The sequence below is a fragment of the Cytobacillus sp. BC1816 genome, assembly GCF_051353635.1.
Taxonomy (GTDB): domain Bacteria; phylum Bacillota; class Bacilli; order Bacillales; family Cytobacillaceae; genus Cytobacillus; species Cytobacillus oceanisediminis_C.
This window is the reverse complement of the sequence record NZ_CP195611.1, coordinates 2,984,424-3,000,819: the sequence shown is the minus strand read 5'-3', so window position 1 is coordinate 3,000,819 and position 16,396 is coordinate 2,984,424. Positions and strand designations below refer to the sequence as shown.

Below are 16,396 nucleotides of genomic sequence, written 5' to 3'. Positions count from 1 at the left end.
AGACAGCACTCTGGCTGCAAATGCAAAAAACATTCCAATATCATTGATAATGATTCACTCCTTCCTTTACCTCCATAGTGATCGGTTATTGTTGAGATTTTATCAAGAAATAGATTTTTTAAGTCAGGGGTTCCTGCTTTTATAATGAAAAAGCTATCGTGTAATACTCATAAAAACAGTTTTTTCAATAAACCTCCACAAATTCTCGATATCTAATTGCTATTGTTACCTTTAGTGATAGAAATAGAGGGAGGAAACAAAATGAAATCTAAATTTTGGATTTTTTCATTATTAATAAGCACGGTTATGATTGGTGGATGCAGTGCGGGGGATGCACAGCCGGAAAATGAATCTGAAAAAAATCAAGCCATGGACCATACAAAAATGAAACCTGAACAGAAAATGGGGGATATGGAGGAAATGGAAGGGCACATGAACCATGTAAATCCTCCAGCACTTAATGATTCGACAGAGGAAAATGAGCTGGCGGTACCTCCTTTGCTTGAACCCAAGGATGGAAGTTATCCTATTACTGCACAACAGGGAACAACGGAAATATTCGAAGGCATTCAAACAGAAACGTATGGATATAATGGTTCATTCCTGGGTCCAGTGATTCGAATAAAAAGAGGGGATGCCGTCACATTTAAAACAAGGAATGGGTTAACTGAGCCAACAACCTTTCATTGGCATGGATTGGATATTCCGGGTAAAGGAGATGGAGGACCACATCAAATAATCGAACCTGGTGAAACAAAATATGTAAAATTCACTGTCAATCAGGAGGCATCTACCTTATGGTTCCATCCCCATCAAAAAGGCATTACAGCTGAACAAGTGTATAAGGGTTTGGCAGGCCTCATTTATGTGGAAGATGAAAATTCTCAAAAACTTGGTTTGCCAGATCATTATGGAGTAAATGACTTTCCATTAGTTTTTCAGGATCGTCAATTTGATGATAAAAACCAATTAAATTTCAAAGCAGTGCATAATGATGATGGAACAATTGGCAATACATTATTGGTTAATGGCACACTGAATCCTAAATTAACAGTAGGAGCGGAAAAAGTCCGGTTGCGTTTATTAAATGGATCGAACGCCCGTAATTATACGTTTAAATTAAATACTGGTGACTCATTTCAGCAGATTGCAACGGATGGCGGATTCTTAAATGAACCGTTAGAAATGAGTGAAATTACTCTGACACCTGGCGAAAGGGCCGAAATAATCGTTGATTTTTCAAGGCAAAAATCAGACAGCGATATTGCACTACTAAATGAAGAAGACACCATTTTGTTACCGTTTAAAGTCAAAAAAGAACAAACAAACTCGGCTGAACTTCCAGAGAGTCTGAATGACTATAAAGTAACAGATGAAGAAAGGAGCTTGTCGGTATCTAAAAGACTAGAACTGTTTGGAATGGGGAAGCATGTAACCATTAATAAAAAACAATTTGATATGAATCGAATTGATTTTACCCAAAAACAAGGGGAAACTGAGATTTGGGAAGTGTATAATAAGCCAGATCCGATGGGTGGAATGATCCATCCATTCCATATTCATGGAACACAATTTAAAATTGTTTCAATTGACGGAGAAGATCCTCCTGAAATCCTCCAGGGATGGAAGGATACTGTCGCAATTGAACCCGGTCAAACAGTAAAGCTGGCAGTAAAGTTTAAAAATAAAGGAATTTATATGTACCACTGTCATTTACTGGAGCATGAAGATAATGGAATGATGGGGCAAGTAGAAGTAAACTAATAGGAAATAATAGGAATGAAATCTTTCTTATTTACTTAGAACCCTAGGCCTAGCCCAAGGGTTTTCTTATAGATGAAACAAAGGGCAGTACCAACAAGATTTCTTGCTGGTACTGTCTATCACGAAGCAGCTTTGGTTTGTATAGACACGGATTCTTTTTTATCTTTTGGTTTTAAATTGCCGGCCACAATTCCAATTAATATGATGATAACTCCTAGCCATTGTGAAAAACTTACAAATTCACCTAAGATAAGGGCAGATAATGTTACAGCTACTGGAAGCTCCGAAGCAGTTAAGATCGTGCCAAGCCCTGGTCCGACATGGGGCATTCCAATTGAAAATAAAAGAGGAGGTAAAGCAACACCAAACAAGCCGAGTAATAAACCATAAGGCGCCACCCCCATTAAGACGGGTAAATCAAATAGAAACGTTGGTGGATATACTAAAAGTACGACAATTAATCCACCGGTAGATAAGAAAGCACTTTTCAGGACAGGTGGAGTATCTTTTCCGACAGAACTGCTGAGAAATATAAAAGTTGTAAACGTCAAAGCCGAAAGCAGACCCCATGCAGACCCATGAAAGGATAGAGCAGCTTCACTTTTAGCAAGTAAACCGGCAGCTAGTATTGAGCCGATAATAAGAATACCAATTGAGGTGATTTTCCCTTTCGATGGTTTTTTCTTATTAAAGACCCACTCAAAAAGCGTACCAATCCATACAAATTGAAATAAAAAAATGATTGCTAGGGAAGCATTTAGCGTCTGTAGCGCTTGATAATAAAACACACCAGTCAAACCAAACGGAATTCCGGATAATAGTAGTTTGAGAGTTTGATTTACAGTTGTTTTTTGCTTTTTTGTAAACATAACCAGCATCCAGGTAAGTAATGCCCCAAATAAATATTGGCCACCAGTTACCTCTGTTACCGAATAACCTGCTGAATAAGCAAGCTTAACAAATGTAGACAACACCCCATAGCAGCACCCGCCTAAAAAAACAATTAGTGCATATTGCCAAGTTTTCATTTATTCTACCCCTTTCTTCACATAAAAAAGCCACACAATTGTCAGTTGACAGTTGTGTGGCGAAAATAGAGCTGGCTCTAGAAAAATCCACGTCCTTAATAGGTTTTATTATTCAAGTCAATTAGAAGTATAAGATTTACAATGCCAATTGTCAACGAACTATTCTCGTATTCTACTAACGAGCGCCTTCTTAAAGATCCGCCGGCCAATCCAGGCTGCATAAGAGAATAAGCAGTATTGCTTTTGTTTCCTTAGTATTTCATAGTTATTTACCTTAGGTAAATATTCTTATTATAAAGGATATATTTGGATATATCGAGGGGTTTTTATTGAGGGAGATTTATAAGCTAGGATGAATCCAATATTGTATTCATGCTCTTGTTAATAACTAATTGATAAGGATTCTACTAGTTTCCTGTGTAGTCTTATAAGTCAGAGTGACTTCCGAAAGATTAATTTAAATATACCGTAAAGAACTCCCAATGCGGGTGGTAACGGTAAACAAGTGGAGTTCATATGTTTTGGGAGTTTAGAAATAGCCCATATATTTAACATCAAAACAAAATACTCCCTTTTGAAAAGAAAATTGACTAAAAGGGAGTGACTTCTATAAAATCATTAAAAAGAAAAAATGGAAAGTAAGGACATATTATTCTCTGAGTTTGACAACTTATCTGATTTTTAATATTATTTTTCCTTTCGCCCTTCCTGACTCCGCATATTCCATCGCTTTTTGAGCATCTTCAAAAGGAAAAACTCTATCAATTATAGGTTTAATTTTACCAGTCTCAATAAAGTTTGCAATTATACGTAATTGCTCTCCACTTGGCTTCATAAACAAAAACGTATATTGAACATTATGCTTTTTTTCAAGCGCAGTAAGTTTATGGCTTGCTGCTGAAAACAACAACGTTTTAAAAAATCCGGAACCATATTCTTTACCAAAACGAGCATTCGGTAATCCCGAAACGGAAACAATTTTCCCTCCTCTTTTTATCACTTCGAATGATTTTTCGAGTATCTCGCCTCCAATAGTATCAAATACGGCATCATAGTTTTTCAGTATCTCTTCAAATTTTTCTGTCTTGTAGTTTATAATTTCATCTGCACCAAGAGATTTCACTAAATTCACACCAGCAACACTTGCAGTCGTTGCAACAGTGGCGCCCATTAATTTGGCCAGTTGAATAGCAAAGGTACCGACACCACCAGCCCCAGCTTGAATCAAAATCTTTTGCCCCTTTTGTAATTGCAAAATGTCAGTTAGGGCTTGATAGGAGGTTAACCCAACAAGCGGGATCGCTGCTGCTTCTTCAAAGCTCAAATTTTTAGGTTTTAAGGCGATGTCATCTTCATGAATAGCGATATATTCAGCAAAAGTACCGATTTTACTCTTACGTGGACGTGCATATATTTCGTCACCAACTTTAAACCGAGTCACTTTTGCGCCAACCTTTGCAACGACACCAGAAAAGTCATTCCCTAAGATAAGAGGCATTTTATATCTAACTAACAATTTCACTTTCCCATCGCGTATCTTAAAATCAACAGGATTAATACTAGCCGCATGAATTTCTGCGAGTACCTCATATTCACCAATTTCAGGTGTTGGCATTTCTGCCAAGCGCATTGGAACCTTCCCATACCTATCAACAACCATTGCTTTCATAGCCTATACCTCCAAATACTGTGTGTTTAAATTCCATCATTTTAATAAAAGTTCTTCATGAACTTATCAATATCCAACATAAGTGTTCTTAATAAACCTAATTCTGTACGTACATTAATATAATAAAAATTCTTTGTTCCTTCTTTACGCATTAAAATAACACCGGCGTCTCGTAAAACCTTAAGATGATGAGACACAGCGGGTCGAGAAAGATGTGTTTGTTCTGTGATTTCACCCACACGTAATCCTGTTTGACAATCAGTCCCCATTAGAACTAACAAGATCGATTGACGTGTTTCATCACCAATTGCCAATAGTACTTTTTGACAATTAATAAAATCCTCTTTGATTATATCTAGTTGGTCCTGTTTATTCATTAGAGTAAAATACCTCCATTAATCGGTTTAATGGTTTAAGTTGATAAACCATATATACAACAATATCCTATTGTTATGTTAGGGGCAATATTGAGAAAGCAAATCGAGACGAATACATCTTAGAGAGGAAGCATCATTAACTTTTAATGTTCAGAAACTTAAAAAGGGGACTAAGAAATAAAGCAGCTTTAGTATTCCACTTGATCGGTTATTTAAAATAAACACTAAATAAGTAATCTTGAATTTTAGAGCAATAGTAAAATTGTGATTAGTTTATTGAGGGAGTTAATTTAAATTAGCGATACCCTAATAGCTGCTCTCTATAAAGGAAGTGTGGCTTTTTTTATCGAAGTAAATAGTTATTAAAAATACGCTGCAAGGGGAGTAATAAATGGTGAATAAAAGTAAGTTCTATTATGGAGAACATGAATCTCAATTTGGTGTATTACGAATGCCTGAGAATTCAAACTCATGTCCAGTAATAGTATTAATTCACGGAGGCTTTTGGCAAGCAAGATATAACTTAGAGGAGAATAACCCAATTGCTGATGATTTAACCCATAAAGGTTATGCAACGTGGAATATCGAATATCGACGAGTGGGGGAAGAAGGGGGAGGATGGACTGGAACGTTTAATGATGTTATTAATGCTGTAAATCATCTATTAAAGCTAAATGAGTCATATCCTATAGATCTTTCAAGAGTTGTTGTTATTGGTCATTCTGCTGGTGGACATTTAGCACTTTGGTTAGCTTCAAGAATAAAATCAATTACAAATGATAGTCCCTTTAATCAACTTAGTGTTTCTATTCAAAAGGTGATTAGCTTAGCAGGAGTTACAGACTTAGTAAAGATGTGGAATATACATGATCATAAGAAAATAAAGAGTCACACAGCTGCACTATTAGAGGGTTCCCCTGAAGAAGTTCCTGAGCGTTATAAATTATCTTCTCCAGCTGAATTATTGCCAATGAATGTTGAACAAGTATTAATACATGGTGAATTGGATCATCATGTTCCTGTAAATTTAAGCAAGGAGTATTACAAATGTGCTGTAGAAAAGGGGGGAAATATAAAGATAGTTATTCTCCCAGATATAGACCACTTTAAAATTATTGAACCGGCTTCTTCTGCATGGAACTCGGTTATTAACTCAATTTAGTTGCTTTATTGAACTGTAGGGACAGCAATCCTGTAATAAATGAAGTACGAAAAAATCTTTGTGAAGAAATACTTTAACTAAAGGGGCGGGTTAGTGGGACAAGACTTTGCAGGAGAATAAGGGATTTTAATTGAATAAGTATTAAAACCTGGAGGTGCTGCCGTGCACAGTTTTGTATATCACATGGTCCAAATAGAGATAAGGGGATACAAGCTATTTCCTCTGTGACAGCTGCCCATTGCTTAAAATATGATTGAGAGTAATAAAATAAGTTTCTGGAGGTCTTATGGATAGAAACAGATATTCAGCAATAGCCCATCAAAGTCACACTTTTTATAATCCAATGAATCCATCAAAGATAGAAAAAGTTATTGAAATACTTGATTTAAAAGATAATGACAAAGTAATTGATATCGGTGCTGGGAAAGGTGAGATTCTTTTTCGGATCATTGAAAGATACAGTGCTAAATGTGTTGCTATCGAAAAATATGTTGGTTTCACAGAACAACTTCAAGTAAATGCTGAAAATAGAGGGGTTTTAAATAATATTGAAATCATTACAAAAGATGCTAAAGTAGCAATGAAGACAATGAATGAACTGTTTGAAGTAGCGATTTGTATTGGTTCAACTCACGCATTAGGTGGATTACATGAAACTTTGAATACGCTGAGGAAGTGTGTAAAAAAGGGTGGATATGTGCTCATCGGTGAAGGCTACTGGAAGCAGCAGCCAAGTAAAGAATATTTAGATGCGCTGGGGGGAGCTGAAGAATCCGAATTACTAAGCCACTTCGAGAATGTGAGGGCAGGCGAAAAACTTGGCCTAATTCCACTATGGTCATACACTGCTAACGAAGATGAATGGGATGATTATGAGTGGCTTTATGCTATGTCCATTGAGAATTATTGCTGCGAACATCCTGATGATCCAGATCGAGATGCGATGTTACAAAAGATCCGGACTTGGAGAAGTACATATCTGAAATGGGGCAGAGATACCCTTGGATTTGGGATATATCTTTTTAGGAATATGTAAAATTCAATTTAAGGGCGATTGTTGATAATCATAGGTAGAAAATGATCAAACTTTGTTATAAAAACCACTATAACTGCTGAAAAGGAATCCATTTTGATTAATTTTTTTCAAATGGACTCTTCCTATTACTCGTAAAAAATGGTTGAGATTGTTGAAATGGAATTGATTCAAAGCATTCCAAACATTGACGTAAAGTCCTATCCTGTTCCTCACTTTGAATTTTGTAATCCTGAGGTAAGAGAATGAGTTATTGCAGACCAAATAGCATTTCATAAAAAAGTGCTTCCCTGCTTGATGAGAATGTATGGAAACCATTCAGAGGAATCCATAGAAAGAATTATTAACGAATTTTACAATTAGTTTAAGTTTGTCTAGGAAAAAACAACTTTCGCAAATATAGATTGTGTAAAGTTTTCATACTCATTTATGTATATCGCATATTCCTTGATGGGGGAGTGTTATTTTTGTTTTGTTTGGCATGGGGTAAATGAATAACACCCTCCACCTCACCAGGTAAAAATTAAGCAATTCTTAAAACAGAGCTTTTCCTCGATTCGCTTTGCTTCGGTATTAAGCCCTTGAACTCCTGGTCCTAGTGCCTGCAAAATGCGCACCTGTTTGAAGACCTTTTGTCATTGTGACTTTCGAAAGATTAATTTTGCCATACCGTAAAGAACTCCCAATGCCAGTGGGAGCGGTAAAAACCATACTAGAAATTTATCTATAAAAGGACTCACTGCCACCAAAGGATTCACCGTCATCACTCCTAAAGTAATATTGGTTACAGTTTTCCCCTATAGTTAATTCTAATTCAAATTGTCTGTGTTGCTGAGGGCAAATCTAATCAAATTACCTTTAGTTAACTAATACTTAACTATCTTATATGTCTTTAGGGTTTTGGGAATTAAGAAATAGCAAAGCAGCGAAGTATAAGATCAGCTGCCTTATTTAATGAAACAAACATTGTGTGCGACAAATGGAATTGTCCTTTGATTTGGTAAACTCCCCAAACTGTTAAGGACAATTAATTTTATAGAAGCTTAAAGGTTCTTTATTATACTTAACCCTTCTGATTCCTTCTTAAAGGTTCAATAAATAATGATTGATATAAGTAGTTAAGTACTGCTACTGCAATGCTTAAAAGAAAAAGCTGCTTTCGGTTCATTCTTATCATTTTATATATGCGTAATTTCTCTGCTATTGTTGTTAATGGAAAGGCAAATAAGTAGTCAGCAAAAATATTGGTCAATAAATATAACCAAAATTTATTAAATGTCAGTTTAAAAATCCAAAAATTAATGATGGTAAAAGGCCCAAAAACAAAAGAGACATCTGTCGCTAAATTAGGGAATAAAGGATTTCTTACTTTCCACCATTTTAACTTTTGAGATAGCTCACTTATTAATGCAATAACTAAGTCACTAAAAATAATAGTTGGCAGAAAGCGGAGTAAGGTGTTTTTTCCAAGTTTTTCTACAGTTAACCAAGGCAGAACTAATAACAAATACATTTTCCAATTCCCTCTCATATACAGCCTCCCTTAGTATGGAAATATATTATATTGAATTATAAATCATTGGTATTCTTACCTAATAAATTTTTATTATTCCATTTGTTAATACTTGGGAAATGTGCTGTATAAGGCAGATTTTTTTATTATGCTAAAGGGAAAGGTTAGATGAGTAATGGTAAAAAGTTTACACTTAGCGAATATATATTTTATATAATTTGAGGAAAGGACTTTTTCCCATGAAGCCAGAATTAAATAAACCTTCTCCGAGTAGCTCCTTTCTTAACATTGCAGGAAAAACTACACTTTTTATATTAATTGTCATAATCGGATATTTTCTTCGTGGCATTAAAATATCAGAGCAATTTATATTCATTACCGATACGTTGCCAGAGGGTTCATTTAGTTTTCAGCTGCAAAATAGAGTTTTATTAATGCTATTTTTGATTATAGTATTTTTTATATTGGGCAAAAAATACAACTATCTATTTAGCGTATCGCCTCTTAAAAAGAAAGTTACCTACTTTTGGATATTTGGGGTAATGGCATTGGTTATTTTACTGATGCACCAGCCATTATCTTTTCATTTGCTGCCTTTACAATTCGACGAATATATCCAGTTTCTTATAATTGTCTGCATTATTGTCCCTTTTGAAGAAGAATTCTTTTACAGGGGTATGCTCCTTTTAATCCCATACAGAAAATTGCAATATGTAATGTTAATCATTTCCTCTCTTTTGTTTGCTTTGATCCATTCTGCGGTTTTTAGTACGCTACTGTTAGGTCTTGCTCTTGGGACTCTTGCTATTCGGTTTAGAAATTTATGGGTTCCAATCCTGGCACACTCTCTTTGGAATGCGTTCTCGATGTTTTTCTAATTTATTTCTAAAAAAACTAAGTTTGTGAAAAATGCAATTAAACTAACGTGTACAAGAGTTGAAGCTCCCGTGTGGATCGGCAACTCTTTTTTATTCGTCTAACGGGGCAGGTTTGTAGAAGGTATTTGTAATCGAAAATTGAATAATTAGTTACATATATATAAAATGTAAAAGTTTTAGACTTATGTTAATCATAATAAAGGAGGAATTAATTTGGGCGAACTTAAACTAATTAAGACTTACAAAAACGAGCTTCAAAAATACTCTTTGGAACAGCTGAGACATAAATCTGAAGAAACGGTTTGGTCTATTGGGCAAATGTATGACCATTTAATCCTTGTTGCCCATGAGTATCTAGATAATATGGATAGATGTTCCACCTTAAATGAAGAACAGCCCCTTGGTAAAACGGAGTTTGGTGAGCATTTATATAAGATTGGAGGGTTTCCGCCAATAAAAATTAAATTACCGGATGAACTAAATACTCCACCTAATAATTCAGATAGCAAGGAACATCTTATCAGCAGAATGGATCAAGTAATTCTAAGGTTAAGCCAATGGGAATCAAAAGTGGATAATATAAATCCAAATTATAAAGTCGAGCATGGAGGTTTCGGATGGCTGAATGCAAGGGAATGGTATGATTTGGTTGGTATGCATTTCCGTCATCACTTGCGCCAAAAAGAGGAGTTAGAACAAAGGCTTGTTAAGTGACGGATGTGTAAGTTTGGGATAGGATTGTTTTGGCGAGCCTGTTATCTAGTAACGAGTAGCAGCAACCCGTACTGGTAAATTGTTAAACACTCACCGATAGTAAAACATGCAGTGGATTATGATATATATCTGATATAGAATTGGCCTTAGCAAATAATGATGCAGTCATTATTGAGTTTGCAGGTTCAGTCGGGGTTGCAAAGTCTACTGCAAATATTATTCAGGCTAAGAAAAAACAAAATATAAAACGTCTTGAGCTTTTAATAGCATTTGAACAAGTCCTGTAGCACGTAAACAATCAGGTGTTCTTATAAGTTTAGCACTTATACCTTTTAATCCCTGGTTTGGCGATATGCCATAACAAATTTCGACCAGGTGGCATCATTCCCATTCACGGTGTAAAATCAAAAACAAAGCGGTACCAAATTTTTATGGTGAATTGAGACCATTTAATCGGTTAGTCATTATGTCCAGCTATGTCATTTCTTCAGAGGAACTGGGGAAAGCGATGATAAAAGCTGCAAGAGACGGTTATTCAAAATCGATTATTGAGAGTAGCGAACTTAAAAAGGTTTAGTGTCAGCATATAAAGGAAGGAATCATGAAAAAATAATGAGCTATTTATTCATCTTTTTACTTGCTATTTGTGTTGTCGTGACATTGTTTATAAACTTGCATCCTGTATTTGGCAGGAATCCAAATAGCGGGCAGAAAGAACGATACAGTAAGTTTGGTAATTACGATAATGGGAAGTTTGTCAACCAGGTGCCGACCAAAATGGACATGAATGCATTTGATTACTTCTCTATGATTAAGGATTCTATTTCAGGCGCCAAAGACCGTAATCCTGCCGGTCAATTGCCTGTTTCCAAAATTGATTGGAACAAAATCAAAAGTGAGGAAGATAATTTAACTTGGTTTGGTCATTCTGCATTTTTACTAAGTATCGATAATAAAAAGATACTTGTAGACCCCATGCTAGGTCCAACTGCTTCACCTGTTTCTTTCGTGGGAAGCAAACGTTACAGTGAAGATATGCTGCATCTTATTGATGAAATGCCGACAATTGATGCTGTTTTTATTACTCATGATCATTACGACCACTTAGATTATCCATCGATTAAAAAATTAAAGAACAAGGTCAATCACTTCTTCGTTCCTCTTGGTGTAAGTGCGCACTTGATTGGTTGGGGAGTTAAAAAAGAAAAAATAACAGAACTAAATTGGTGGGATGAAACAGAGTTCCAAGGCTTAACTGTAGCATTCACTCCTTCAAAACACTTTTCTGGCAGAGGACCATTAAATAGAAATTCCACCCTTTGGGGCGGTTGGGTCATTCTTGGAGACAAGACACGTTTCTATACAAGCGGAGATGGTGGCTATGACACACATTTTAAGGAAATTGGGAAGAAATACGGACCTTTTGACCTTACTTTAATGGAAGGCGGACAATATGACCGGCGTTGGTCTTGGGTTCATATGACACCTGAAGAATCTGTTCAGGCTCATTTAGATGTAAATGGTAAGAATATGATGTTAATTCATTGGGGAGCCTTTACCCTTGCTTATCATGGTTGGACAGAACCTATAGAAAGAGCATTTAATGCGTCTGAAAAATCTGGAGTATCTATGATAGCTCCTGCAATTGGCGAAACAGTTCCATTAGATGGGGAGTTTTCCATTCCTGCTTCATTTTGGTGGAAATAATTAGTCTGAATTAGATTTTTTAATTCGAGACTCAATAAGCACTCTTTCAACGAGTATTTTTTTTTCAAGAAGGTTGATAACATTTGGCTTTACCAATTTCTTATTGAACTAATCTGTTCCTTTAGCTTTGTAATAAAGGTTTTTTATCAACTTTTAAGAAGGTAGAGCTGGAAATTCTGAATTATGTAATTAAGCTTCTGCGTTTATGCTCCTTTTTTATACCCGTTGGTACAGGACGCTACTTCTTTTTTTTGAAAAGTGCTTTATGGTCGGTCGCCTTTGGTGGTTCTTCTAAATATGCATGTTTAATCATTATGTTCGCTCCATCTTCCGCATACAAAGCAATTTCTGCAGAAAGTCTTGTATAAGTGGCACTTAAGTCCATTCGTTGGCAAGTTCCTGCGGCCGTACCGTAATTTCCTATTCCTACAGCAATTAATGTAGTTGTATGAAACATCATTAACTTATCGGAAAATGGGGAAACCGTACTATCCGTTACGTGAGAATCCCAGCTTATTGGTGCGGGAATATCTTCATTAGTTAAGATTGAACCAAACTTCTTAATATGCTTATTTGAAATCCCCTTACCTTCTACAAAGAAATGCCTGATATCTTCATTCTTACAAACTTGTGCAAATGCCATCATCATTGCTTTACCCATTGCATTTGTTTGAATATTAATAAAAAGATGTGTGATTTCAATAGCTGTTAAGGGGCGTTTATGAGAACCTAAAAAATCAAAAAGAAAACTTTGTTTGTCTATAAAATCAACCTTATCAGGACTAGGTATTTGCGCTGATCGGACATATACACCTTTCGATAACATGACTTTTCTTGACTTATCGTGTAATTCAGAAACGGAAGTAAGTAAATTTCTAAAAAAGTTACTTACATCAGAACGTGCTGAAACACCAATGGCTACTCCAATACTCGCCATTGCAATGATCTCCAATTTTTGTATATACATAAGGATAAATATGTCGGAAAATAACCTTGGTGCATTCAGATTCACATCTTCATCCGTAAAGCCGATTGGTATCGGATGGTTTTCTTTTGTAAAAATCTCTGTAATAATTTTGATGTCATTTTCTGCTATACTTAATGAATTTTCTATTAAGGGAAGGATTTCTTTATCTTCACATATGCTTTTAAAATACTTCATTACACAAACAGCTAAGCTATCGTTTATATATTGCGACCAAAGAGTGCCCATTTCTGAAGCAGAAAGCGGAATGTTATGTTCTGTCAATACTTTTTCATCTTTATTGGTATTTGTCATTCTATCCCTGTCCTCCTTAATATTTCCTTAACCCTTCCATCTTTTTATGATGTTATTTAAACCCAAACATTATTCATTTTTACACTAATTCCTCAATGCTTTTTTAACAGTCTATTTCCGCCATTATCGACTTAACTCTTTTCCCAATATAATAACCAAAAGAACGTTACCCTTTGTAAAACTAAAAATATCTATCATTTGATAGGCAAACCAATTATTATTGGACTTTAGGTTACTTATTGCACTAATGGGGGCTTTCCTTGGATAAAGGGAAGCCTTTTTGTTATGTTGCTAAAGGGGCAGCATTCCTGTAATAACTGAAAATCTTCTAGAGTTTGTTAAATATAGTACCTAAACCAATCCTTGTGTTGTCTCGCATATAAGGGCGGCCTTTACAGTAAATTACGTTATTTTTGTATTCGTTCAATAAACCTTAGGCTTAATTTCAATCTAAAGTTGCAGGGAACTTCATTCCATTTGTCGATTCCTGAATCTTTTTTAAACACTACAATAGAGTGGAAGAAGCAAGAATTCTAAATCAAGCTTGTAAAACAGTTTAGAAAAGTTATGCTAAGAAAAGGAAGTGTACCCTATGAAACTAAACCATATCAATCTTACGGTCACTGACGTTAAAGCTGCTCGAGAGTTCTTGGAGAAATATTTCTACTTGAAAACCAAGAGTGTAAATAGCGATTCATTTGCTGTTATGACTGACGATGACGGATTGTTACTAGCTTTGATGAAAGATACTCGGGCCAACTACCCTAAGTCCTTTCATATTGGCTTCTCTCAAGAAAGTGATGAACGAGTAAACGAGATCAATCAACGATTGAAGGATGATGGATTTGATGTGAAACCGCCTAAAATGGCTCATCGATGGACATTCTATGTTAAAGCCCCAGGAGGTTTTACAGTGGAGGTACTTAGTTGAGCAAGATATATTCGAAACATGGGTTACCTAATGTTCCAAAGAACCAGAAATACTTCAGCTGCTAATCCGGCAGCTTTTTTTTCTTGTTAAACTACCATGAATATAAATTTCCTCAAGATTAGATAAATGACAATACTATGAAGACACTGCTCAATCGTTTTAAAAAAGGAGGAGTGCGTTGATACGGTTGACTGAATTATGGTCAGTATTGGCATTTCCTATCCATTCTCATTCTCTGGTGAAGTGCTGATTTTTGCGCTTCATGGATCGCTAAAGGGCAGGTAGTTGAATGGCTGCAAAACAAAAATCGTAATGATTACTATTTACAAATCGTAATCATTACGATAAAATATTCCCTAAGTAAAGGGGGAGTAAAAATGTTAAAAAAATTTGTAGGCTTTCTTAGTTTATGTATTGTCATCTTCACGCTAGCTGCGTGTGGAGGAAAAGCTACAAACAGCAGTGAAAGTGAAAAGGAACCAAAAGGAGCCAGCAAAGAGTTGAAGATTTATACAACTGTATATCCTCTTCAGTTTTTTGCTGAACAAATTGCAGGGGATCAAGCATCTGTGGAGTCTATTTTGCCACCGGGATCAGACTCGCATACATATGAACCAACCACCAGCGATATGATAAAAATATCTGAATCCGATGCTTTTATTTATAATGGGGCAGGTTTAGAATCATATGCAAATAAAATCTCGAAAACTATTCAATCTGATGACGTTAAGATACTTGAAGCATCAAAAGGAATTGACTTGGAAAATCATGTACATAACCATGAAGAAGGGGATGGCGGCCATGAGAGTGACCACACTCATGAAGAAGAAGGCAGTCATGAGGACGAACATGCTGGACATAATCATGGGGATCAGGATCCTCACGTTTGGCTGGATCCTATTCGTTCAATTCAGCTGGCAGAGCATATAAAAGATGTATTAGTTGAATTAAAACCTGGGCAAGAAGAGATTTTTAACCAAAACTTTGAGGAGTTGAAAGGAAAGCTCGAAAACTTAGACCAAGACTTCCGTGCACACCTTGAAAATTTACCTGAAAATAAAATTATTGTATCTCATGCAGCTTATGGCTATTGGGAGAAAACCTATGGGATAGAGCAAATTGCAGTTTCTGGCTTGAGCCCTACTAACGAGCCCTCACATAAAGAGGTGCAAAACATCATTGGGACTGCCGAAAAGCATGGTTTGAAGCATGTATTTTTTGAACAGAATATAACTCCTAAAGTAGCAGACATAGTAAGGAAGGAAATTGATGCAGAGACTTTACGTATACACAATTTATCGGTTTTAACAGAAGAAGATATAAAGAATAATGAGGACTACTTCACTCTCATGCAGCACAATTTAGAGGAACTGACAAAAGCTTTATCTGAACCTTCATCGGTGGGAGCTTCAGGGACAAATGAGCAGGGTGAACACGACCACGGCCATACTCATCAACATAATGAAGAAACAGCAAAAATATACGAAGGATATTTTGAAAACAGCCAAGTGAAGGATCGATCCTTATCCGACTGGGAAGGAGACTGGCAGTCTGTATACCCATATCTTCAAGATGGTACGCTTGACGAAGTATTTACTTATAAAGCAGAACAAGAGGGGAAGATGACAGCTAAAGAATATAAGGAATATTATAATGAAGGATACCAAACAAATGTTGGACGAATTCAGATACAGGGCAACAAGGTAACGTTTTTCAAAAATGGAGAAGAATATTCTGGGGAGTATATCTACGATGGGTATGAAATTTTAACTTATAATGCGGGAAATAGAGGGGTTAGATATGTATTTAAACTAGAAGCAGAAGCTGAAGGTCTTCCACAATATATTCAGTTTAGTGATCATAGTATCTATCCGACAGAGGCTGCTCACTATCATCTGTATTGGGGTGACGACCGAGAAAAATTGTTGGATGAAGTAACCCATTGGCCTACTTACTATCCATCAGATATGGATGGCCATGACATTGCCCATGAAATGATGGAGCATTAAACTAAAAGTTGTAGGGGAGTATAACTTCAGACTCCAGGGGTGCTAATGGTAAAAGGCTGCTAATAAGGCAGCTTTTTCCTTTTAACACCAGGGGAGGGTTTATGGAAGGAGGATTTATCATACAATTCAATGTTAGGAGTAATTAGAGGTTGAACTATAGTAGAGCATATCTGAACGATACGAAAAAATGGTTCAACAAAAAAATAACCATTAGTTGATGAGGGGTTAAAACCAAGTATTGATAAGTTATCGTAATAGTCTAGATAGCAGGCAATGGCCAATAAGCTTTGCTTCTTCTTATTCGATAAAAGGGCAGGTTTGTTTAATAAGAA

General features: G+C 35.9%; 15 protein-coding genes. 10 read left to right on the top strand and 5 right to left on the bottom strand.

All coding sequences use genetic code 11. The annotated features are described in order from the left end of the window. Nucleotides 1-261 precede the first annotated feature (261 nt). Complete coding sequence (locus ACR42H_RS15330) at nt 262-1,764, top strand: multicopper oxidase family protein (RefSeq protein ID WP_436371608.1); 1,503 nt, start codon at nt 262-264, stop codon at nt 1,762-1,764. Between the two features lie 119 nt (nt 1,765-1,883). Here the strand turns inward: ACR42H_RS15330 and ACR42H_RS15325 are convergent, their stop codons facing one another. The 3 genes from ACR42H_RS15325 to ACR42H_RS15315 form a co-directional block, all read right to left on the bottom strand. Further along, nucleotides 1,884-2,792, bottom strand: a complete 909-nt coding sequence (locus tag ACR42H_RS15325) for an EamA family transporter (RefSeq protein WP_436371607.1) — start codon at nt 2,790-2,792, stop codon at nt 1,884-1,886. A 670-nt stretch (nt 2,793-3,462) separates the two neighbouring features. Continuing rightward, nucleotides 3,463-4,461, bottom strand: coding sequence for an NADP-dependent oxidoreductase (locus tag ACR42H_RS15320; RefSeq protein WP_436371605.1), 999 nt, complete (start codon nt 4,459-4,461; stop codon nt 3,463-3,465). A 41-nt stretch (nt 4,462-4,502) separates the two neighbouring features. Beyond that, nucleotides 4,503-4,838, bottom strand: a complete 336-nt coding sequence (locus ACR42H_RS15315; RefSeq protein ID WP_436371603.1) for an ArsR/SmtB family transcription factor — start codon at nt 4,836-4,838, stop codon at nt 4,503-4,505. A 391-nt stretch (nt 4,839-5,229) separates the two neighbouring features. Between ACR42H_RS15315 and ACR42H_RS15310 the strand changes: the two genes are divergently transcribed. After that, the gene (locus ACR42H_RS15310) at nt 5,230-6,000 is read left to right on the top strand and encodes an alpha/beta hydrolase family protein (RefSeq protein ID WP_436371601.1); all 771 of its coding nucleotides are present in this window, start codon (nt 5,230-5,232) and stop codon (nt 5,998-6,000) included. 286 nt (nt 6,001-6,286) lie between these two features. Continuing rightward, entirely contained in the window at nt 6,287-7,036 is a 750-nt protein-coding gene (locus tag ACR42H_RS15305; protein WP_436371599.1) for an SAM-dependent methyltransferase, read from the top strand. A 1,060-nt stretch (nt 7,037-8,096) separates the two neighbouring features. On the opposite strand, the gene ACR42H_RS15300 is transcribed toward ACR42H_RS15305, so the two are convergent. Next, nucleotides 8,097-8,564, bottom strand: coding sequence for a hypothetical protein (locus ACR42H_RS15300; protein ID WP_436371597.1), 468 nt, complete (start codon nt 8,562-8,564; stop codon nt 8,097-8,099). Between the two features lie 221 nt (nt 8,565-8,785). On the opposite strand from ACR42H_RS15300, the gene ACR42H_RS15295 reads away from it, so the two are divergent. The 5 genes from ACR42H_RS15295 (at nt 8,786) to ACR42H_RS15275 (ending at nt 11,845) form a co-directional block, all read left to right on the top strand. Beyond that, nucleotides 8,786-9,424 (top strand): CPBP family intramembrane glutamic endopeptidase, encoded by a 639-nt coding sequence (locus ACR42H_RS15295; protein ID WP_436371595.1) that lies wholly within the window; start codon nt 8,786-8,788, stop codon nt 9,422-9,424. Nucleotides 9,425-9,637: 213 nt separating this feature from the next. After that, nucleotides 9,638-10,138, top strand: coding sequence for a DinB family protein (locus ACR42H_RS15290; protein WP_436371593.1), 501 nt, complete (start codon nt 9,638-9,640; stop codon nt 10,136-10,138). A gap of 140 nt (nt 10,139-10,278) precedes the next feature. Beyond that, nucleotides 10,279-10,425: a hypothetical protein gene (locus ACR42H_RS15285; protein ID WP_436371592.1), complete on the top strand. Its 147-nt coding sequence runs from the start codon at nt 10,279-10,281 to the stop codon at nt 10,423-10,425. A gap of 152 nt (nt 10,426-10,577) precedes the next feature. Beyond that, nucleotides 10,578-10,715, top strand: a complete 138-nt coding sequence (locus ACR42H_RS15280; RefSeq protein WP_436371590.1) for a hypothetical protein — start codon at nt 10,578-10,580, stop codon at nt 10,713-10,715. 35 nt (nt 10,716-10,750) lie between these two features. Next, nucleotides 10,751-11,845, top strand: coding sequence for an MBL fold metallo-hydrolase (locus ACR42H_RS15275; protein ID WP_436371588.1), 1,095 nt, complete (start codon nt 10,751-10,753; stop codon nt 11,843-11,845). Nucleotides 11,846-12,083: 238 nt separating this feature from the next. Here ACR42H_RS15275 and ACR42H_RS15270 read toward each other — a convergent pair whose 3' ends face one another. After that, nucleotides 12,084-13,124 carry a DUF3231 family protein gene (locus tag ACR42H_RS15270; protein WP_436371586.1) on the bottom strand — a complete coding sequence of 347 codons (1,041 nt, stop codon included), beginning with the start codon at nt 13,122-13,124 and terminating at the stop codon, nt 12,084-12,086. A gap of 592 nt (nt 13,125-13,716) precedes the next feature. Here ACR42H_RS15270 and ACR42H_RS15265 point away from each other — a divergent pair. Further along, nucleotides 13,717-14,055, top strand: coding sequence for a VOC family protein (locus ACR42H_RS15265; protein ID WP_436371584.1), 339 nt, complete (start codon nt 13,717-13,719; stop codon nt 14,053-14,055). Nucleotides 14,056-14,432: 377 nt separating this feature from the next. Then, nucleotides 14,433-16,064: a metal ABC transporter solute-binding protein, Zn/Mn family gene (locus ACR42H_RS15260; RefSeq protein WP_436371582.1), complete on the top strand. Its 1,632-nt coding sequence runs from the start codon at nt 14,433-14,435 to the stop codon at nt 16,062-16,064. The last annotated feature ends 332 nt before the right edge of the window (nt 16,065-16,396 follow it).